The organism is Neobacillus bataviensis (genome assembly GCF_019969725.1).
Genome location: NZ_JAHXYW010000023.1, coordinates 32,629 through 52,075 on the forward strand (window position 1 = coordinate 32,629; position 19,447 = coordinate 52,075).

23 protein-coding genes and 1 rRNA gene are annotated in these 19,447 nt (G+C 40.7%); 1 reads left to right on the top strand and 23 read right to left on the bottom strand.

Annotation, left to right across the window (positions count from 1 at the left end; all coding sequences use genetic code 11):
- Positions 1 to 94 precede the first annotated feature (94 nt).
- The 12 genes from spoVG to metG form a co-directional block, all read right to left on the bottom strand.
- Positions 95 to 385: a septation regulator SpoVG gene (spoVG, locus tag LC455_RS29385; protein WP_003347151.1), complete on the bottom strand. Its 291-nt coding sequence runs from the start codon at positions 383 to 385 to the stop codon at positions 95 to 97.
- Positions 386 to 533: 148 nt separating this feature from the next.
- Positions 534 to 908 carry a 2-iminobutanoate/2-iminopropanoate deaminase gene (gene ridA, locus LC455_RS29390; RefSeq protein ID WP_223596391.1) on the bottom strand — a complete coding sequence of 125 codons (375 nt, stop codon included), beginning with the start codon at positions 906 to 908 and terminating at the stop codon, positions 534 to 536.
- A complete protein-coding gene (purR, locus tag LC455_RS29395) occupies positions 905 to 1,738 on the bottom strand; it encodes a pur operon repressor (protein WP_223596393.1) in 834 nt (277 codons plus the stop codon). Before purR ends, ridA begins: the two co-directional genes overlap by 4 nt.
- 97 nt (positions 1,739 to 1,835) lie before the next feature.
- The gene (ispE, locus tag LC455_RS29400; protein ID WP_263297946.1) at positions 1,836 to 2,705 is read right to left on the bottom strand and encodes a 4-(cytidine 5'-diphospho)-2-C-methyl-D-erythritol kinase; all 870 of its coding nucleotides are present in this window, start codon (positions 2,703 to 2,705) and stop codon (positions 1,836 to 1,838) included.
- Positions 2,706 to 2,900: 195 nt separating this feature from the next.
- Positions 2,901 to 3,089 carry a small, acid-soluble spore protein, alpha/beta type gene (locus LC455_RS29405; protein ID WP_223596397.1) on the bottom strand — a complete coding sequence of 63 codons (189 nt, stop codon included), beginning with the start codon at positions 3,087 to 3,089 and terminating at the stop codon, positions 2,901 to 2,903.
- Between the two features lie 109 nt (positions 3,090 to 3,198).
- Positions 3,199 to 3,462, bottom strand: coding sequence for a biofilm formation stimulator Veg (gene veg / locus LC455_RS29410; RefSeq protein ID WP_205181638.1), 264 nt, complete (start codon positions 3,460 to 3,462; stop codon positions 3,199 to 3,201).
- A gap of 201 nt (positions 3,463 to 3,663) precedes the next feature.
- Positions 3,664 to 4,581 carry a sporulation peptidase YabG gene (yabG, locus tag LC455_RS29415; protein ID WP_223596399.1) on the bottom strand — a complete coding sequence of 306 codons (918 nt, stop codon included), beginning with the start codon at positions 4,579 to 4,581 and terminating at the stop codon, positions 3,664 to 3,666.
- 381 nt (positions 4,582 to 4,962) lie between these two features.
- Positions 4,963 to 5,841, bottom strand: a complete 879-nt coding sequence (rsmA, locus tag LC455_RS29420) for a 16S rRNA (adenine(1518)-N(6)/adenine(1519)-N(6))-dimethyltransferase RsmA (protein ID WP_223596401.1) — start codon at positions 5,839 to 5,841, stop codon at positions 4,963 to 4,965.
- Positions 5,834 to 6,394, bottom strand: coding sequence for a ribonuclease M5 (gene rnmV / locus LC455_RS29425; protein ID WP_223596402.1), 561 nt, complete (start codon positions 6,392 to 6,394; stop codon positions 5,834 to 5,836). Before rnmV ends, rsmA begins: the two co-directional genes overlap by 8 nt.
- A 203-nt stretch (positions 6,395 to 6,597) precedes the next feature.
- Complete coding sequence (locus tag LC455_RS29430) at positions 6,598 to 7,779, bottom strand: G5 and 3D domain-containing protein (RefSeq protein WP_223596403.1); 1,182 nt, start codon at positions 7,777 to 7,779, stop codon at positions 6,598 to 6,600.
- Between the two features lie 237 nt (positions 7,780 to 8,016).
- Positions 8,017 to 8,784 carry a TatD family hydrolase gene (locus tag LC455_RS29435; RefSeq protein WP_223596404.1) on the bottom strand — a complete coding sequence of 256 codons (768 nt, stop codon included), beginning with the start codon at positions 8,782 to 8,784 and terminating at the stop codon, positions 8,017 to 8,019.
- 342 nt (positions 8,785 to 9,126) lie between these two features.
- Complete coding sequence (metG, locus tag LC455_RS29440) at positions 9,127 to 11,085, bottom strand: methionine--tRNA ligase (RefSeq protein ID WP_223596405.1); 1,959 nt, start codon at positions 11,083 to 11,085, stop codon at positions 9,127 to 9,129.
- Positions 11,086 to 11,566: 481 nt separating this feature from the next.
- On the opposite strand from metG, the gene LC455_RS29445 reads away from it, so the two are divergent.
- Entirely contained in the window at positions 11,567 to 11,851 is a 285-nt protein-coding gene (locus LC455_RS29445) for an AbrB/MazE/SpoVT family DNA-binding domain-containing protein (RefSeq protein WP_223596406.1), read from the top strand.
- A gap of 78 nt (positions 11,852 to 11,929) precedes the next feature.
- Here LC455_RS29445 and rsmI read toward each other — a convergent pair whose 3' ends face one another.
- The 11 genes from rsmI to rrf all read right to left on the bottom strand — a co-directional run bounded on the left by rsmI (position 11,930) and on the right by rrf (position 19,437).
- Positions 11,930 to 12,802, bottom strand: a complete 873-nt coding sequence (gene rsmI / locus LC455_RS29450; protein ID WP_223596407.1) for a 16S rRNA (cytidine(1402)-2'-O)-methyltransferase — start codon at positions 12,800 to 12,802, stop codon at positions 11,930 to 11,932.
- Positions 12,780 to 13,067, bottom strand: a complete 288-nt coding sequence (locus tag LC455_RS29455; protein ID WP_223596408.1) for a GIY-YIG nuclease family protein — start codon at positions 13,065 to 13,067, stop codon at positions 12,780 to 12,782. The genes rsmI and LC455_RS29455 overlap by 23 nt, the downstream gene beginning before the upstream one ends.
- Positions 13,057 to 13,797 carry a tRNA1(Val) (adenine(37)-N6)-methyltransferase gene (locus tag LC455_RS29460; protein WP_223596409.1) on the bottom strand — a complete coding sequence of 247 codons (741 nt, stop codon included), beginning with the start codon at positions 13,795 to 13,797 and terminating at the stop codon, positions 13,057 to 13,059. Before LC455_RS29460 ends, LC455_RS29455 begins: the two co-directional genes overlap by 11 nt.
- Positions 13,798 to 13,843: 46 nt before the next feature.
- Entirely contained in the window at positions 13,844 to 14,215 is a 372-nt protein-coding gene (yabA, locus tag LC455_RS29465; RefSeq protein ID WP_223596410.1) for a DNA replication initiation control protein YabA, read from the bottom strand.
- A 12-nt stretch (positions 14,216 to 14,227) separates the two neighbouring features.
- Complete coding sequence (locus LC455_RS29470; protein WP_223596411.1) at positions 14,228 to 15,055, bottom strand: PSP1 domain-containing protein; 828 nt, start codon at positions 15,053 to 15,055, stop codon at positions 14,228 to 14,230.
- Positions 15,048 to 16,055 (bottom strand): DNA polymerase III subunit delta', encoded by a 1,008-nt coding sequence (gene holB, locus LC455_RS29475; protein WP_223596412.1) that lies wholly within the window; start codon positions 16,053 to 16,055, stop codon positions 15,048 to 15,050. The genes LC455_RS29470 and holB overlap by 8 nt, the downstream gene beginning before the upstream one ends.
- 87 nt (positions 16,056 to 16,142) lie before the next feature.
- Positions 16,143 to 16,472: a cyclic-di-AMP receptor gene (locus LC455_RS29480; protein WP_223596413.1), complete on the bottom strand. Its 330-nt coding sequence runs from the start codon at positions 16,470 to 16,472 to the stop codon at positions 16,143 to 16,145.
- 105 nt (positions 16,473 to 16,577) lie between these two features.
- Positions 16,578 to 17,201 carry a dTMP kinase gene (gene tmk / locus LC455_RS29485; protein WP_223596414.1) on the bottom strand — a complete coding sequence of 208 codons (624 nt, stop codon included), beginning with the start codon at positions 17,199 to 17,201 and terminating at the stop codon, positions 16,578 to 16,580.
- A 29-nt stretch (positions 17,202 to 17,230) separates the two neighbouring features.
- Entirely contained in the window at positions 17,231 to 18,658 is a 1,428-nt protein-coding gene (locus LC455_RS29490; protein WP_223596415.1) for an aminotransferase class I/II-fold pyridoxal phosphate-dependent enzyme, read from the bottom strand.
- Positions 18,659 to 18,725: 67 nt separating this feature from the next.
- A complete protein-coding gene (locus tag LC455_RS29495) occupies positions 18,726 to 18,944 on the bottom strand; it encodes a sigma factor G inhibitor Gin (RefSeq protein WP_223596416.1) in 219 nt (72 codons plus the stop codon).
- 376 nt (positions 18,945 to 19,320) lie between these two features.
- Positions 19,321 to 19,437 (bottom strand): 5S ribosomal RNA (gene rrf, locus LC455_RS29500).
- Positions 19,438 to 19,447 lie beyond the last annotated feature (10 nt).

A 19,447-nucleotide genomic window follows, 5' to 3' on the forward strand; every position in this document is an offset into this window, starting at 1 on the left:
TTTTTTTAGTAGAGGACAGAAGAAAGTTTCGTGGGTTTTTAAAAACCATAAAAAAGAGCCTTACTTAGAAGAAAGGCCCTAGTTGTAATAATCTTTAGGAAGCTCCGGCTTCTTCAAATTCTACTTCCAATTCACCTAAACGGTGGTACTCAGCCAATACAGCTTCTTGGATTTTACCGCGTGTTCCTGAATTGATTGGATGCGCAATATCACGAAATTCTCCATCAGGAGTACGTTTACTTGGCATAGCTACAAATAAACCGTTGTTCCCGTCAATAACACGAATGTCATGAACAACAAATTCATTGTCCAATGTGATTGATGCAATCGCTCTCATTCTTCCATCCGTATTAACCCGGCGTAATCTTACGTCAGTTACTTCCATGTGCTCACACCCTTTTTCTAATGATAAAAAGCTAGTTTAATAAATTCAACAAATAATTTGCTTATTCCTTCTTTATTTTCAAAATTTTTTTAAAAAATAGGACGAAATTGTGAACTTTTGTAAAATGAAGACACAAAAAAACGCCCGTTTATTTCACGAGCGCTACTACTTCAATCTCAACTAACACATCTTTTGGCAAACGGGCGACCTCTACACAGGAACGGGCCGGTTTATGCGTGGAGAAATATTCCCCATAAACGTCGTTAACTGCCGCGAATTCGTCCATATTTTTAATAAATACAGTAGCTTTTACGACCGTTTCAAAGGATGCCCCAGCTTCTTCAAGCACAGCCTGCAAATTGCGGAAAACCTGATGGGTTTGTTCTTTAATGTCTCCAGTCACCAGAGTTCCTTCTGCTGTTAGCGGAATTTGTCCTGAGCTATAGAATAAATTGTTGACAATGATTCCTTGTGAATATGGCCCGATAGCTGCTGGCGCTTGATTTGTTTGAACTACTTTCATTCGATCTCCCCCTGTTTATTAAAATAATTACCTATTTGGACATTAATCCTTTTTTCTTTTACATCCACATCAGATAGTTGGACAAGCGAAATATATTCATCAACCAACCGCTCTTCAATTTTTTCCGCTTCGACTAAAACAGCAATACCCGCGACTTGGGAATTGAATTCCTCAATGATACTGATCATCCCCATGACAGTACCGCCTGCTTTCATAAAATCATCAACAATAAGAACACGCGATCCTTCCTTCATGCTTCGTTTTGACAAGACCATAGTTTGGATGCGCTTGGCTGACCCGGACACATAATTAATGCTGACGGTTGGCCCTTCAGTTACTTTACTGTCCCTTCGGACAATAACTACCGGAACATTCAATTGACTGGCTACTGCATAGGCCAGCGGAATTCCTTTAGTGGCAACAGTCATCACCACATCAATTTTGGCATCTGCATAGGCTGAGGCAATAATTCGCCCGGCCTGCTGCACAACGGATGGATTTCCTAAAATATCCGTTAAATATAAATACCCTCCAGGCAAGAGCCTATCAGGATTAGCAATTAAGTCACATAGCTCATTCATGAATGGCTGTGCTTCTTCTTTACTTACTTTTACAATAAATTTAACCCCGCCAGCGGCCCCGGGCACGGTTTGCAGCGTTCCGATTCCCCTTTGTTCAAAGGTTTCCTTGACGATGGCTAAATCCTCACTGATAGAAGACTTAGCTGAAGCATAGCGCTCAGCAAAATACGTTAGCGGTACCAATTGGCGAGGATGGTCCAATAAATAGTTGGTCATATCAATCAAACGTTCACTGCGGCGAAATTTCATAACAAACCCCCAAAAGCCGAATATTCTAATTAAAGGATATCATTATTGTACGTTTTTAATCAAGTGTTTGCCATAGAAATACCAATAATGTTCGGATTTAATCGAGTGAGTGCCGTTCTCCAAGCATCCTGACAGCGAACACCTGGTCACAAAATCCTCGAAGGCCGTTATAGATTCGATGCATTCTCGAATCATGCTGGACAATTCCAAAAACGGTTGGCCCGCTGCCGCTCATTAAGACGGCGTCCGCTCCAAAACGCTTCATTTGCTCCTTTATCTGCGCCACTTCTGGATGAAGATTTAAGGTAACATCCTCTAACACATTCCCTACATTTTGACAAACCTTTTGATAGTCACGGCTGTTAATCGCCTCGACCATTTGTTCAATATCGGGATGACTCATTCTGTTGATATCTAAGCGTCGATAGACCTCAGCAGTCGAAACTCCGATAAAGGGTTTAGCGAGAATTACCCAGCACGTCGGCGGCGGCGGCAGTTCGGTAATCATTTCGCCCCTGCCTTTCGCTAACGCAGTGCCCCCATAAACACAAAAGGACACATCTGAACCAATTTCGCTCCCGAGCTCTGCTAATTCACCTAGTGACAAGCCGAGATCCCATAGTTTATTCAAGCCCCGTAAAGTAGCAGCGGCATCACTGCTCCCGCCCGCAAGTCCAGCCGCAACAGGAATGGTTTTTTCGATGGCAATCATGACACCTTTTTTTACCTGGAAACGGTTTTTTAACAGCTGTGCTGCTTGATAGGCTAAGTTTCGCTGATCATCCGGTACATAACGATTATGGGAAACAATATGTATTTGATCTTGATTTAATAAGGTCAGTTCCACCCTATCGGCTAAATCAATGGTTGTCATGATCATTTCAACCTCGTGATAGCCGTCGGAACGTTTATGTAAAACATCTAGTGCTAAATTGATTTTAGCCGGTGCTTTGACTAAAAGCTTCAATAGGTCCACCTACTTCTATATAGTGCAATATTCCGCAATCCACATTTTGTCCTATTTTACCACAAAACGACTAGTAAAGCGCAAGCGCATTGGGGTTTTATAGCGAAATTTAAAAGCCAGAGGAAAAGTTCCCCCTGGCCTTGCTGCAGCAGTGATTCGTTTAAATTACAAGCGGAAGTGCGTTTTGATTTTGAGTTAAGACTGCCGGCCTTTACCAGCCAGCTGTGCTTCTGCAAGCTCTAAGGCGCGTTTAACCATATTCCCTGCATCCTTCGCCCGGATGCCGCCCCAACCCTCTTTTTGAACAACATCATAGAAACCAAGATCTTTGGCAAGCTCTTCTTTAAATTGGCTTGACATAATCCCTCTTCTTCTTCTGCCCATCTAAACAACCCCTTTCATACTACAGCATTCATAGTATGAGTAAATAATGGTTTTTAATGATAGCAAAAAGCAGTAAACCTAAAGTTTACTGCCGCTCATTGCTTATATACTAACTTAATGCTACATGTCCTGCTGCTTCATCGTAGAATGTAATTTGAACTGTTTCTGTTAATACATCCGCATAGCTGTAAGACACTCGCTCGAATGAATTTTCATCCTGATCTAATTCAATAACAAAAACAGAAGGGTAAGTTTCAGCTAAAACACCGGAACGTTCAATTGTTTTCCTGCGTCCGCCATTTGCTTTCAGCAATAATCTTTTCCCTAAATTTGTGTCAAGAGCCTTTTTAATATCGGCTAAGGTTTTTGGCATTCGGTCCACCTCACTATGTAAAGTATAACACACTGACATAGTCCTGTCAAACAAAAATATAAATTATATCAGTCCGACAAAAAGTTTGTCAATATTTTTTCTTCTACTTTTTCTTCTAAATTTCAACATTTCTATCGTTACCTTAATGTCAATGGAATATGTGTACAATATTAAAAAAAATAAGCCCCGGGATTAAAAGGCTCATACTTTCTCTGTATCTTGATCTTGATTTTCTTCTTCATCCTCGTCCGGGAGTGGTCTATAAGGCATACCTGTTCTTAAAACACCCTTTGTTTCGATGCCGCCCAGCCCCTTATCTCCTGTTAACGTATTACGCAAAACATCCCATACGTTGATTCTTTCCATAAACGGGGTAAAGCTTATTTTGGCAACAATATATACCGGATCAAGTGCGTGTATATTGACTCTTGTGGGAGAACTGGCGAAGTTTGCCCCTGCATGAATCAGGGATTCAAAGTGTGATTGGCATGCACCCGCAAAGATAACCAGTTGATCGAGATGAGGTACTTTTTTCCTTGCCTCCCTAACGGTTTGGACAAAGTGCCTGGAATGCCGATAGGCGTTGATATCGCTCATTTTCCCTTTTGCCTTTGAGTAGGCGTCATGCCCGGTGATGACGAGAATATCCGGCCGGTAATAGTCCATTAATTCGCCGATTCTATTCGGCATTTCCTTTTCATTGCAATGGATGCCTAATACGGGGACTCCGATTTTTTCATACAAAGTCATACATTTTTTTAGATAGGAGGGATCTCCATCTAAATGGAGGACTCTGCCGGGGATTTGAAAATAATTACTCGGTTTTACATACCCACCTGTTGCAGTATATTCTTGTCTCTGTTTCAATAAATCTACATCCTGCGTAAAAAGTCTTAAAGACTGTTCTTCAAGTGTCCTAAATTCTTTTGTGAGCTTTAATCTCTCGGTTTGGTTGATGACAACCAAATCATTATATGGAGCATCTGCTACGATGCGGAAATCTTCCCCGTAAAGGATAGCAAATTTCTGGTCATTTATTTTTCGAAAATCAATTACACGAAAAAGAATGTCACAGTTGTACGAACGCCTGCCGACAATATCCATTAATTTTATATCCACTGCCGTCACTCCAATTAGACCAGCAAAAAAGGCCTTTCAAAATAATAAAAGTTTCCCTCATAGGCTATGCCACTGGCTTTGTCCCTGTGACGAACGATAATTAGGATTATTTATTTTTAAGGATTTTGTTGGTTATTTATTGGGCGGATAACTCATAATGCCTAAGATGTGATAAAAGTCCGTTTCATGGTCCTTGTGAAGATTTAACAAGCACTATGATACGTTTTATTTGGTTTTCACAGGCACTGTCAACGCCTCTGAGTCCCCGCAAATTGTTCTTTTTTCTCTGCTCGGGCACTGTCAACTCCTCACAATGTCCTTAAACTGCCTTTTTTGCTCTCCACGGACACTGGGCCAATAAAAAAAGACCTTTAAAAAGGTCTAATGGAAATATGGATATAGTTCGTCTGCGAGACGGCCGAATTCCTCTAATGAGAGGGTCTCGCCTCTACGTGAAGGTTCAATTCCGCTGGCTTCTAACGCCGCAAGGATGCCCTCTTTCTTTTGTTTCCCATCCGGCAGCTGACTTGTTAAATTATTAAGCAAGGTTTTTCTTCTTTGCGCAAAGCTAGCCTTTGTCACTTGGAAAAAGAAAGTTTCATCCTTGACGCTGACAGCAGGGCTCTCCCGCTTTATCAGCCTGATTACCGCTGAATCAACATTTGGCTGAGGCACGAACACCGTTTTCGGAACAATCATCACCGTCTCCGCTTCTGTATAGTACTGCACGGCAATAGAGAGCGAGCCATAATCCTTTGTCCCAGGCTTGGCTGAAATCCGGTCTGCGACCTCTTTTTGGAGCATACAAACGATGCCGCGGATTGGGAGCTGGTCCTCTAGCAGCTTCATGATAATCGGGGTCGTCACATAATAAGGTAAATTCGCCACCACCATAACATCGTCGAGGCCGGCAAAGTGTTCAGCCATAACAGCCCTGACATCCGCTGCTAGCACGTCTTTATGAATGATGCTGACATTCGGATACGGTGATAGGGTATCTGCTAAAATCGGCAGCAATCTTTGGTCGATTTCAAATGCAACGACCTTTTTGCTTGTGCGGGCGAGCTGTTCTGTCAGCGCGCCAATCCCCGGCCCGATTTCAATCGCACCAGAGTCCTCCGTCAAGTCCGCAAAACTGACGATTTTTTTTAATATATTTGTATCAATTAAGAAATTTTGGCCCAGGCTTTTCTTAAACGAAAAACCGTATTTTTCAAGAATCGCCTTTGTCCTCACGGGTGTTGCAATATCTTTATTCATTGTTTTCCTCCTGCCTAACAATAGCAAGTGCTTCTGCAAATTCCTGTTTACTGATTTGAAACATCATTAAACGCTTATGAAGCTGTTTTCCATTTGTGTAGCCTATTTTCAAAAGCTTCCCCAGCAGGATTCGGCGCTCTTTAGAACCTTCACCGCCAATAAGTCCGGCTGTGATTAAATCCTCTTGGGAAATTTCTTCTGAAATTGTTTCATGCATGACCTGCGCATCCTTCAAGGCCTCAAGGATCGCTTCTGGCCTGGCATGCTCAACACCTAGCCCCCTGCCGCGTTTAGCAAGCGCATCTTCCTTTGGTAAAAAAGCATGCTTACAGCCAGGGACCTTTTCGGCAATTGTTTTCCTGATTTTTTCTCCAGGAAAGTCTGGATCTGTAAAAATAATCACACCCCTTGTTTCCTGGGCACGCCTTACCTTTTCAATGGTGGACTCATTCACCGCAGATCCATTCGTTTCAATCGTATCCGCATCCACCGCTCTTTTAATCGCCGTCGTGTCATCCTTACCCTCCACGACAATAATTTCTTGTATCTTCATTCTTCCTCCAGAAAAAATATTTAAATATTTGAAAAAAACTTGAAACATTTTTGTAATGTCCATCGTCTATATTATCAAAAGCCATCATACATTAATGTATAAAACATAGTGAAAAAATCCTAGTAACTACTCGTTGTTAAGTATAAATAAAAACGATGAAAAAGTAAAAATGCAGAGGATAGGACCCTCTGCACCTAAGTAAATTACTGCAAAATTTTAATTTTGACTTTCTTACGTCCCCAGCGATACGCATCTGCATTTGACGGCACAAATACATCAATGATATACCCTTTTATTGCTCCGCCCGTATCAGCTGCAACAGCATAGCCATAGCCTTCGACATAAACCTTTGTTCCGAGCGGTATTATTCTCGGGTCAACAGCAATAACTTTCATGTTTGGATTAGCACGGAGATTAAGACCGGTTGCAGTACGTCCTGAACAGCCATTACAATTTGCTGTATAGGCGGTTGCAGTAACATAAAACTCTTTTCCCGTTTCTATTGCGCCACGGGAAACCTGTAATGATAACTCCTTCGTTCCGACAGCCACAACTTTATCTTGCTTCTCTGCAATCATCTGCTCACTAAGTAATTTTCTTGAAATTTCCTTGCCATTTTCAAGTAAAACTTCGTATTGCCTGGAAACACGGCCATGTTTACCAGCTGATAAGATCTTCTCTTTTCCTTTTTCTAACCCTTCATCCTTTTTGGTTACCACGGCAAATTCAACAGGTTCTTCCACTACATCGGTGACCTTTTCTACCCGGATGACGTTAACAACACCATTATCTTTCAATCTTTCAGTCAGTGTTGGTTCAACTCGGTCTAATGAATTTAGCTTGATGCCCTGCTGCGTTAAAAAGTCAGCGACCGTAGTCGAAGTGGTCCAAACTTGTTGTGCTTTGCCCTTGTCAACATAGGTTAGATTAAAGGCTTTTTTAATGCCGACCTTCAGCTCATTTTTGATTGCCGCTTCTGGTTTTGGTGAGATTTGATCATGTGCATTCAAAACAATTTTCTGCTCCTTTAAGAGCTCAGCCACTGTACCGGCTGTTGTCCAAATCGTTTTCTTCTCGTTGTCCTTGACAATGCTAACCTGTTTCGCCTGTTTCCAAACGACCTTAAGGTGGTCCTTCACCTTTGCGTTCTCCTTTGGGAACAAGTAGTCCTGTGAGCGAAGTGATACATCCAGTTCATCAAATAACTCTTTGACGGTATCTGCATGTGTATTAACGACCTTTTGCTCGCCATTAAGAGTAATTGCAACAGTTTTCTTTGATCCTTCAAAAAAAAGAATTCCAAGAGTTGTTAACAAAACTACAAAACTAGCAAAAGCAATGGTCAAATTTCTCCCGCTCAAAGACATGAAAAACAGGTTTTTCATGTTTTTGAATACGATGAAAAACGCCTCCTTTTCTCGGAGAGATTATTGAGAACCATGCTGCCGGCTGTCAACCCTTGCTTATCCTGTGAACGTATTTTTAATTATGCATAATATTAGGAAAATTGCAAAGGAAAACTTATCGACACGGTAATCCTATGTTGAAAAGAAGACGTGTAGAACTTTTTGTTATAAGAAAAAATTTGGACAAACTTCTCATCGTTTCGACATAATCTCTTATCAGTTTATGCCGAATAATTTTTTAGCATTTCGTGTCGTTACTTCGGCAACTTCTGCTAATGTTACCCCCTTTATTTCGGCAATTTGCTCAGCGACCAGCTTTACATAACCCGGTTCATTCCTCTGTCCTCGGTATGGGTGTGGAGTTAAATAGGGACAGTCTGTTTCTATTAACAATTTATCTAGTGGAATTTTTGCCGCTACTTCCTTCGGCTTTTTGGCATTTTTAAACGTTACCGGACCACCAAGTGAAATGTAAAAGTTCATCTTCACGCATTCTTTTGCCACTTCAGGACTGCCGCTGAAGCAATGCATGATCCCCCCTACTTCCTCAGCCCCTTCTTCTTTTAATATTTCCACAATATCTGCTGTCGCCTCCCGATTATGGATGACAATAGGAAGCTTCACTTTTTTAGCCAGCCTGATTTGCTTGCGAAAAACCTCTTTTTGGATCTCCTTTGGAGACTTGTCCCAATGGTAATCCAAGCCCATTTCTCCGATTGCTACTACCTTTGGATGCTCTGACAATTCCTCAATCCAAGCTAAATCCTCATCTGTCATATCTATGGCATCAACGGGATGCCAGCCAACACAGGCATAAAGAAACTCATAGTTTTCCGCCAATTCCATCGCTTTTTCAATCGTCGGCCGATCAAAACCGACAACAACCATATTCGAAACTCCCTCTGCTTGAGCCCTTTCAATCACTTCTTGCAAATCTTCGTTGTATTGTTCTGCGTTTAAATGTACATGTGTGTCGAATAACATTACATATGCTCCTTTTTTCACAATAGATTTCCTTGTCATACTATAAATAAAAAAATAGAAATGTCCCGAAAATTGTTTCACGTGGAACATTTCTATATCGAAAAGTGGAAGCGCCTTCGGAACAAGCACAGTTTGTTCCTGCGATGATTATTCTAAGGAGCTTTCCTTAGTGGCCAGGGGCGACAGGCATAAGACGAGCCGGCGGAAGGTTGCTTTTTAACCTTCTCGACGGATTGGCTTATGACCCCGAGCCCCTAGGCGCTCCTCCTAAAAGCTACTTCTTTCAGTCGTGCGATGCTAATGCTGACGAAGCATAACTTGTGGAACTAAACATTTTAGACATTATTTTACTTTAGAACCATTTGGCAGGGTTTGATCAACGGTTGCAAGGGATAGCTGACCGTCTTTTGAACCTGCTAGTATCATACCCTGTGATAGTTCACCGCGTAATTTAACTGGTTTTAAATTTGTTATACAAATAACCTTACGTCCCACTAATTCCTCAGGCTTGTAGTATTGTGCAATTCCTGATACAACCTGGCGCTTTTCATAGCCAAGGTCCAGCTGCAGCTTTAGCAATTTATCCGCTTTTTTAATTGGCTCTGCCTGGATAACTTCGGCAACACGCAGGTCAATCTTCATAAAATCATCAATGGAGATTTCATCAATGGCCTCAGGTTTTTCCTCTTTCCTTTCCTCAGCCGCCACAGGTGTTCCGCCCTGCATCTTTGTCTTAATGAATTCTACTTCTTCTGCAATTTCAAGTCTTGGGAATAGAGGCGCATCCTTCGCTACCTTCGTTCCGTTTGGAATCAATCCGAATCCTTCAAGACTTTCCCATGCTTTTAGAGCTTCCTCTTCTATTCCTAACTGTTTGAAAATCCCATCAGGAGTCCGGGTTAAAAACGGTTTTAACAGAATGGCTGTTCTGCGCAGCGACTCCGCTAAATGAACCATTACACTTGCAAGCTCACCTTTTTTAGCCTCGTCCTTAGCTAATGCCCATGGCTGGGTTTCATCGATATATTTATTAGTCCGGCTGACTAGCTGCCAGATGGATGTTAACGCAACAGAAAACTCCATTTTCTCCATGGCTTCTTCGTATTTTGTGACTGTTTCACGATTAACTTGAAGCAAGGAATCATCAAATTCACTGACAGAATCTGAATACGCTGGAATCACACCAGCAAAATATTTTTCAATCATCGCAACGGTTCGATTTAACAGATTTCCAAGATCATTTGCTAAGTCAAAATTAATTCTTTCCACAAAGCCTTCAGGTGTAAAAACTCCGTCTGCACCAAATGGGACTTCCCTTAATAAATAATAGCGGAGTGCATCAAGGCCGTAGCGATCAATCAACGTAACCGGATCGACCACATTTCCTTTTGACTTTGACATTTTTCCATCCTTCATTAATAGCCAGCCATGCGCAAATACCTTTTTTGGCAGCGGAATATCCAAGGCCATTAACATAATTGGCCAATAGATCGTATGGAAACGGACGATCTCTTTCCCAACCAGATGAACATCAGCCGGCCAGTAATTCAAATAGTTAGCGTCGTTTTCTGTTCCATATCCTAATGCCGTAATATAGTTTGAAAGTGCATCAATCCAAACATAGATAACATGCTTCGGATTGCCTGGGACTTTAATCCCCCAATCAAACGTCGTTCTTGAAACTGCTAAATCCTCTAAACCAGGTTTAATAAAATTATTAATCATTTCATTTTTACGGGATTCCGGCTGAATGAACTCAGGATTCTCCTCGTAATATTGCAAAAGACGATCGGCATACTTGCTCATTCTAAAAAAGTAAGATTCTTCCTTTACAAGTTCGACAGGGCGGCCGCAATCCGGGCAGTTTCCATCGACAAGCTGACGGTCGGTATAAAAGGATTCACAAGGTGTACAATACCAGCCTTCATATTGATCGAGATAAATATCACCTTGTTCAAGCAATCTCGCAAAAATCTTTTGAACGATTTGCTTATGTCTTTCTTCGGTCGTCCGGATAAAATCATCATAAGAAATATCGAGCTTTTTCCAGAGGACTTTAATTTCATCCACCATTCCGTCTACGTACTGCTGCGGGGTAATTCCCGCTTCTTCCGCTTTACGCTGAATCTTTTGCCCATGCTCATCTGTTCCCGTTAAATACCTGACATCAAACCCTCTCATCCGCTTATAACGGGCCATTGCATCACCCGCAACAGTGGTATAAGCATGACCAATATGTAAATTTCCACTTGGATAATAAATTGGTGTCGTTAGGTAAAAGGTCTTTAATTTTTCCTCCATTTTTACTCCTCCTATTAGGTCGGCAATCATTAACCCTACTGACCATTATTGCCTCTTTTTTCCCGCTTCTATCCTCAAAATATACCGAAAAAAGGACTTTTGTGCAAGAAAGCGCCATCCCTCGCTTCCAACATTTTAAAATATTTTCCTTATACACCCATAAAAATAGGACCCTAAGCGAAATATATGTTGTTAAAATGCTGATTATGTAGATATTTGTCGAATTTCGCAGAATTCAAACGGAACTGAATTTACACTACGATAATATTAAAAACAATGTTTAATTGAAAAAACTTTCTATTAAACCCTATTAAATCAACAATTTTACCACAAGGAAAAATTTTCTTTTATTTTCCAAAATAAAAATAATTGACGAATATGGGAATGGCTGGTATTATGAAGGTAAGAAAAATTTGTCGAATAATGACGAATTGTAGAATAGAAAATATACTTTTTTATTAGTGAGAGGAGATTATAAAAAATGAAATCTACTGGTATCGTTCGTAAAGTTGATGAATTAGGCCGTGTGGTTATTCCAATTGAATTAAGACGTACTCTTGGTATTGCTGAAAAGGATGCTCTTGAAATTTACGTAGATGATGATCGTATCATCCTTAAGAAATACAAGCCAAACATGACTTGCCAAGTAACTGGTGAAGTTTCTGATGACAATTTAGCACTTGCTGGCGGCAAATTAATTCTTAGCCGTGAAGGTGCAGAGCAATTACTTCAAGAAATTCAAAACAGCTTTGAATTAGCAAAATAAGAATCAAGCAGATATTTTCTTTTTTACTTCTTTAATATAAATGGCTCCAGATCCTTATTGGTTCTGGAGCTTTTAATTTTATTCAATATGATAAGTTTGATAAACTTCACGCTTGTTTAAGCCGCGGTCTTTTGCTGTTTGTTTGATGGCTTCTTTTGAGGCCATCTTTTTTTCTGAAATATAGTGATTAACATGTTCTTCAATTGTAAAACTCTCCCACCAACTAGACTCTTCCTTGACTTCACCGGTGGTCCCCTCTACTATTAAACAAAATTCCCCGCGAATTTCATCTTGAGTGGCCCAATTAATTGCTTCCTCAAGGGTGCCGCGAATAAATTCTTCAAATTTCTTTGTCAGCTCCCGGCAAAGGGCTATGTTCCGATTACCCAGAATTTCAAGCATAATTGCTAATGTTTCTTTCAAACGATGCGGTGATTCATAGAAAATGATCGTTGCCGTTTGTTTCTTTAATATTTCTAACTCTGAACGTTTTTCTTTCTTACTTCTGCCTAGAAATCCATAAAAATAAAACGGCTGACAGCTAAGCCCTGAGGCAATTAAGGAAGTGAGGGCAGCATTGGCACCTGGTAAAGGCACTACTGTCATTTTTTCCGCTATAGCAGCCTGCACAAGCTCATAACCCGGGTCCGAAATCGTCGGCATACCCGCATCACTGACAAGGGCAATTTTTTGGCCTTCCTTTACCCTTTGAATTAATTTTTCCCCACTTGTCTCTTTGTTGTGCTCATGATAACTGACAACAGGCGTCTCAATTTCAAAATAATTACAGAGCTTTCTCGTATTTCGTGTATCCTCAGCAGCAATCAAGTCTGCCTCTTTTAATATTCGGATTGACCGAAAGCTCATATCCTCCAAATTTCCGATGGGAGTAGGAACAAGATAGAGAATACCTTTGTGTTCTTCGTTTTCAAAGCTTTTCTGCTGCCACATTATATCCACCCGTTTCTTCCATTAAAAACTCAATTTTTTTCTTTCGTGATAACCTTTTGAAGTAGTATTCCGCTCTAAGGGCATCCGTTTTATTATCATATTCTTTATAAAAGGTCAGCTCAACAGGGCCGCGTCCCCTTGTATATTTTGCCCCTTTTCCTTCATTATGAAGTCTTAGGCGGCGCTCAAGATTATTCGTATAGCCCCCGTAGAAGCTTCCATCCCGGCAGGTTAACACATAAAAGTAATGTTCGTTATTCTCCATATAAAATCTCTCGGATCTCAGGTGTATATTCATCCTTTTCATTATAGACGAATAACGGCGGCAGTATTTTTAAATCGGGACTGCCATCTTTAATTGCTTCGACTAAAAGGGTATTGGCTTCCTTCCCCTGCTTTGGATAAACAAACTGAATTCGTTTGGGCTCAAGCCTATATGTGCGCATCAACGTAATCATATCCAAGAGACGCCCCGGCCTATGTACAAAGGCTACTTTCCCACCTTGACGCACCAATTGGCTTGAAGCTTTTACCGCATCCTCCAGCGTACAGAGAATCTCGTGGCGAGCAATAGCTAAATGCTCATTCGGATTAATTTCTTCCTTAGAAGGTGTCGTAAAATAAGGTGGATTACAGGTGACAACATCAAATTTTCCAAAGCCCAATTGCTTGGGCATTTCTTTAATATCGCCATGAATCATCGTTAATCGGTCCTGAAGCTCGTTATACTCAATACTTCTAACCGCCATATCAAATAACCGCTCCTGAATTTCCACACCTGTAATCTTCCCCTTTGTCCGGGCACTTAGAAACAATGGGATCACACCATTTCCGCTGCATAGGTCAATTAAGTTCCCCTTTTGAATTGGGACATACGTAAACCTTGCCAGCAAAACAGCATCTAATGAAAAGGCAAATACAGATGGACTTTGAATGATCCTTAAATTTTCAGCAAGCAAATAATCAAGCCGCTCATCTTCCTTCAATTTAACCATAGTTTCCTCCTAAAAAAACAGCCTCCCTGTTAAAGGAAGGCTTTAGCTATTTCTTATTAAGGAAGGAAAGGCAAAATAAACAATCGCCTTCCTTGCGCAAACTTCCGAAGTGGAGATTGCAAATATGAAAGCCTTCTTGGTAAAGACGGGCAAGATTATCGTACCCTTCCCCAACATCAAAAGGCTTCATGGCAGGTGCCCCCGATTGGGCCGCTCCTTTTTTAACCCCTGTTTCTTTCTTTTCTGCTTCCGTGGTTACATCTAAACGGCGCCTTAGATGTTCATTTTCAAGCTTTAAATAATGATTCTCTTCTAGTATTTCGGCTAAATGCTGCTTCAATTCCCCAAGCTGTTGGTAAAGACTCCCAATTTGTGTTTCCATGTTACTTACTGATTCAAATATTTCTTTTTTATCCACGGCGTACACCTCTTAATCTGTGGATTGTATAGAAAAGGCCCCTTCTTTAACGATTTCATCCAAAGTATACTCCAGAACCCGTTCTTGTTCCTTTAGTTCAACCTGAAGCACTCGTTCTAATATATTTAATCCTACCACTTTGCCGGCACCCTGTGGAGTTTCAATTATTTCCCCTAAATCAGGGAGCTGTTCTTTAGCAGATTCATATTCGTCATTTTCATATTTTAAACAGCACATAAGCCTGCCGCATAAGCCAGATATTTTCGTAGGATTTAACGATAAATTTTGATCCTTCGCCATTTTGATGGAAACAGGATCAAAGTCACCTAGAAAAGTAGAACAGCAAAGCATTCTTCCGCATGGGCCAATCCCGCCAAGCATCTTCGCTTCATCGCGGACACCAATTTGCCGGAGTTCGATTCTTGTCCGGAATATGGCCGCTAAATCTTTCACTAGCTCACGGAAATCGACTCTTCCATCGGCCGTAAAGTAAAAAATGATTTTATTGCGGTCAAATGTATATTCAACATCAACCAGCTTCATATCCAGCTGATGTTCATTTACTTTCTCATTACATACTTCATAGGCTTCCTGGGCAGCTTGTTTATTTTCATCAACAATCATTCGATCCTTCGGGTCTGCAATTCTAACGACCTTTTTCAATGGGAGAACAACATCATGTTCCCCTACCTGTTTGCGGGGAATAACTGCCCTTCCATATTCGACGCCGCGTACCGTTTCAACAATGACAAAATCATCTTTTTGAATTGAGAGGTCCCCAGGATCAAAATAATAGATTTTCCCCGCTTTTTTAAAGCGTACTCCTACAACATCATACAAATGAAGATCCCTCCTGCAATTTTAACACAAGCTGTTCCATCATCAGCTGAGGATTCATATTAGCCGCAAGCTTCCTTTTTGCCTCAAGGATAGCTGACATTTGTTCCGATATACGCCGTCCGGATGTTTGCAAGGCAAATTGATTTAACCGCTCACTTTCTCCTTTAAAAACAATTTGCTCCTGCCTATCTAATTGTATATATAGTAAATCCTTAAAAATAAGAAGTAAAAGATCTAAACCACGTTGAATCTGTTCTTTATCTTTAAAGTGAGGAAACCAATCGCTTTGAAGCGTTACCATCGCTTCTAACGAATTTTTTCTTAACACTTCATATAATTTTAACATTATTTTTTGGGCTTGTGCAAACCATTCATTGGTATTTAATTCAAGCGCTTCATCGATGCTGTTTGTAAGCTGGGCTAACAACGGTGCCTTTTGAGGAGCAACGCCGTTTTCTACCAATTGTTTTACCATAATCTGTGGGGATAATGGATGGAATTTTAATGTTTGGCACCTCGAAAGAATCGTAGGTAATATTTGCTGAGGCTGCTCGGTTATTAAAATCGCAACGGTTTCAGCATTGGGTTCCTCAAGAAATTTTAATAAACTATTAGAAGCGCTATTGCTCATTTTATCAGCATGGATGATTAGGTATGCCTTTTTCAAGGACTCTAAGCCCTTCTTCGCAAACTCAGCCTGCAGGCTTCTGATTTGATCCACCTTTATCGACAGCCCATCCGGTTCAACAATATGAACATCAGGATGGTTCCCATGGTTGATCCGACGGCAATTTTTACAATCTTCACACGGTTTAAAGTCATCTTTTAATGACTCGCAGAAAAGGGACTTCGTCAAAAGCAGCCCTATTTCTTTTTTGCCAGTCCCTTTCATGCCTTCAAAAAGATATGCATGGGCCACTCGATTTTTTACAAAGCTGTTTTTTATCATCTTTAATACTGCTGGCTGCAGCTCTTCTAGTTGATCCCATGTTTTAACCACAATAATCACTCACTTTATTAAAAGAAATGCGGAAGCGCCTTGGCGCTGGAGCTAGACAATTCTCAAAGTTTAAATTTAATTTTATATTTAAAAATGCATGTATTGCTCGATTGGCAAGACGAATACCGTTGCTCCGCCTACTTCCACTTCAACTGGATATGGAACATAGGAGTCAGCATTCCCGCCCATTGGAGACACAGGAGAAACGAGCTGATCTCTCGCCCTGCAGTTATCCTTAATAATCTGGAGAGCACGGTCAACGCGAATATCTTCGGTCCCGATCATAAAGGTCGTGTTGCCTGATTTTAAAAATCCGCCTGTGCTGGCAAGCTTTGTCGCCCTGAAATTATTCTCTACTAATGCCTTTGATAACCGGTTACTATCCTGGTCTTGTACAACAGCGATAATTAGTTTCATCGAACAACCTCTCCTCTATTAAACCGTTTCTAGTTCCTTTATCTATATTATAGCAGATTTATTTAAAGTGGAAATTTAGCCATAAAAAAAAGCCTCACATGAAGGCTATTTTTCGGCTAATTTTTTTTCGACAATCTGTAAGGTCTTTTTAAAAACCTCGTCTACTGTTCCAGAAGCATCGATTTTAACAATACGCTCTGGAAAGCGATCGAGTAAGAGATGGTATCCTTTTCGTACTTTATGGTGAAATTCAAGGTTTTCTAAATCTAACCGATTAATTTCTCGGCCTTTATTTTTATTAATGCGCGTCAGACCTAATTCTGGCTCGATATCAAAGTATATTGTTAACTCTGGCATTAAGTTCTCGACGGCAAATTGATTGATGCTCCATACTTCGTCTATTCCTAATCCTCTTGCATAGCCTTGATAAGCAAGGGAGCTGTCGACAAACCGGTCACAAAGAACGTCTCTTCCTGCCTCAAGCGCTGGTTTCACTCGTTCAATCAAGTGCTGTCTGCGCGCTGCTGCATATAGCAATGCTTCTGTTCTAGGATCCATTGCAGTATTTTCCTTGTCTAAAATAACTCTTCTGATTTGTTCAGCAATATCAATTCCGCCCGGTTCCCTTGTTAATAGGGCGTGGTTAAGCTTTTCCGCCACCATGCTGATGATTGTAGTTTTACCGGCACCATCCGGCCCTTCAAATGTAATAAAAGTTCCGCTGTTCATTCAAATAAAACCTCCAAAACTGTTAAAATCTAATGTTGTATAAAAACTCTGATGGACTCTTTGTTTAAGTTTGTGCCGCCCTGAAATCTAGCCCCTGATTCTAACAGCGTTTTAAGCTGGGTCAGCTTTTCTGCATTTATTTTTTCACCCTTTATCAGCAAGGGTATGCCCGGTGGATAAGGAATAATAGTCTCCGCACAAACATGGCCTACGGCTTTATTTATCTGTATATCTTGCTCTTTTAGACTGGACATCTCTTTATAAGGAATCTCCAGACCTGAAATGCTGCCGGCAGCTGGCTGATAGTCTTCCTTCCATTCTTGATAAGGAAGATCTTCTAGAATGGTTTTGATTTTTAATGCCGTCTCTTCCAACGGATAGTTCTGTCCTTGTTTTAATAATGGAAGGATGAGAAGGACATTATAGGGATCGGCTAGTTCTGTATAGATAGCGTGTTCTTCCAATTTTTTCTGGATTTGAAAGCCGCTTAATCCGCATTGGGATTGAAGTGTTATTTTTAAACAATCTCCATGATGATTAGGAAACTCTAACACTTTAATCTGCGGAATTGTTGCTAAATCCTCTTTAAAGCGATCGATCTCTTTTAGTAAAAATGTTGCGTCCTTTTGCTCATAGCCTGCTAAATAATGTCTGGCTAGATCAAGCGACGCCATAATCGGATAGGAAGGGCTGCTGGATTGGAACATTTCTAAGTTTTCTTTTACCTTGGTTTTTTCAATGAGCTTACTATTAAAATGCAGATATGAGCCCATCGTCATGGCCGGCAGGGTTTTATGCGCGGATTGCACGACTATATCCGCTCCCATTTGCGCAGCAGAAGCCGGAAAGGGCTGGCCAATGATAAAATGCGCACCGTGTGCTTCATCGACTAAAACAGGAATTTGATTCCGGTGGGCCTGTTCAATAATTTCTTGTACATGGGTTACTAACCCATAATAATTCGGATAAGTTAATATGATGGCTTTTGCATTGGGATATTGACTTATCGCTTTTGCTGCTGTTTCAGGAGTAATCCCAGCTGCTACCTTCCACTCCCGGTTATATTCCGGTTCCAAAAAGATTGGATTTACTTTTGCTAATTTCAACGCATTTAGGACAGATTTGTGGCAGTTCCTTTGAACAAGGACTGTATCGTCCTCTGTACAAGCTGCCATGATCATCGTTAAGTTGCCGACGGTCGATCCATTTACGAGAAAATAGCTTTTTTCTACTTGAAAAAGGTCAGCTAAAAGGGTCTCTGCCTCTAAGATGGCATCTTCAGGCGAGTGCAGATCATCGAGTCCTGTCAGTTCTGTTGCATCGAGCTGCAGGATAGGCTGATAAAGTGGAGACAGATTAATTTCCCCATATTTATGTCCAGGCACATGAAAGGATATTGGCTTCTGTTTTATATGTTTTATTAATGCTTTATATAAGGGCTTCTGGAATTGAGTCATTTTTTATATACTTCCTTTACATAGTCTCATCTATTTTAACAAAAAAAATAAAGCCCATAAGGACTTGTTATGAAAATATTTCTGGAGTGTTTATTTTTTTAAGCTGTTTAAGGAAATATTTATATTTTGGATCATTTGTATCTGTCTGAATCAAATCATTTTCACAGTCGGTACAAATAAACGAAGTATATAGATGTATGCCTTTTGGTTTTAGATTCTCACAAATCACACATGTTTCTTCAATATGCTTATGTGCCAAAAATGAACTCAATTCCTCCACCTCCATACACCCATTCTGCCCGGCAATTTAGATTTGTATACAATTTTTCGAATACTCTTTATTATATTATGTTGTGTTTCATAATTGGGTGTATGTCTATAGGTGATTTCTTTTCAAAAACCGTAAATTTTTGTTTGTTTTTATTGAAGATCACTATTGTGGACTTGGCCTTCCATTTTTCTGCTGCCCGTGTCTTCTATAAGTGCTATTGTGGACCCGGCTTCTCATTCTTCCTTTCCCCATGTCCCCTATAAGCCCTATTGTGGACTCGGCCTTCTATATTTCCAATTCCCGTGTCCACAATGTAGTCCAATTTTCATTTTTGGATAAAAGTTTGATCCCAACACAAAAAGACAATCCTCGCGGATTGTCCTTTTCTTGTGCCTGGCAACGTCCTACTCTCACAGGGGCGCGTGCCCCAACTACCATCGGCGCTGAGAAGCTTAACTTCCGTGTTCGGTATGGGAACGGGTGTGACCTTCTCGCCATAATTGCCAGACTATTTAATT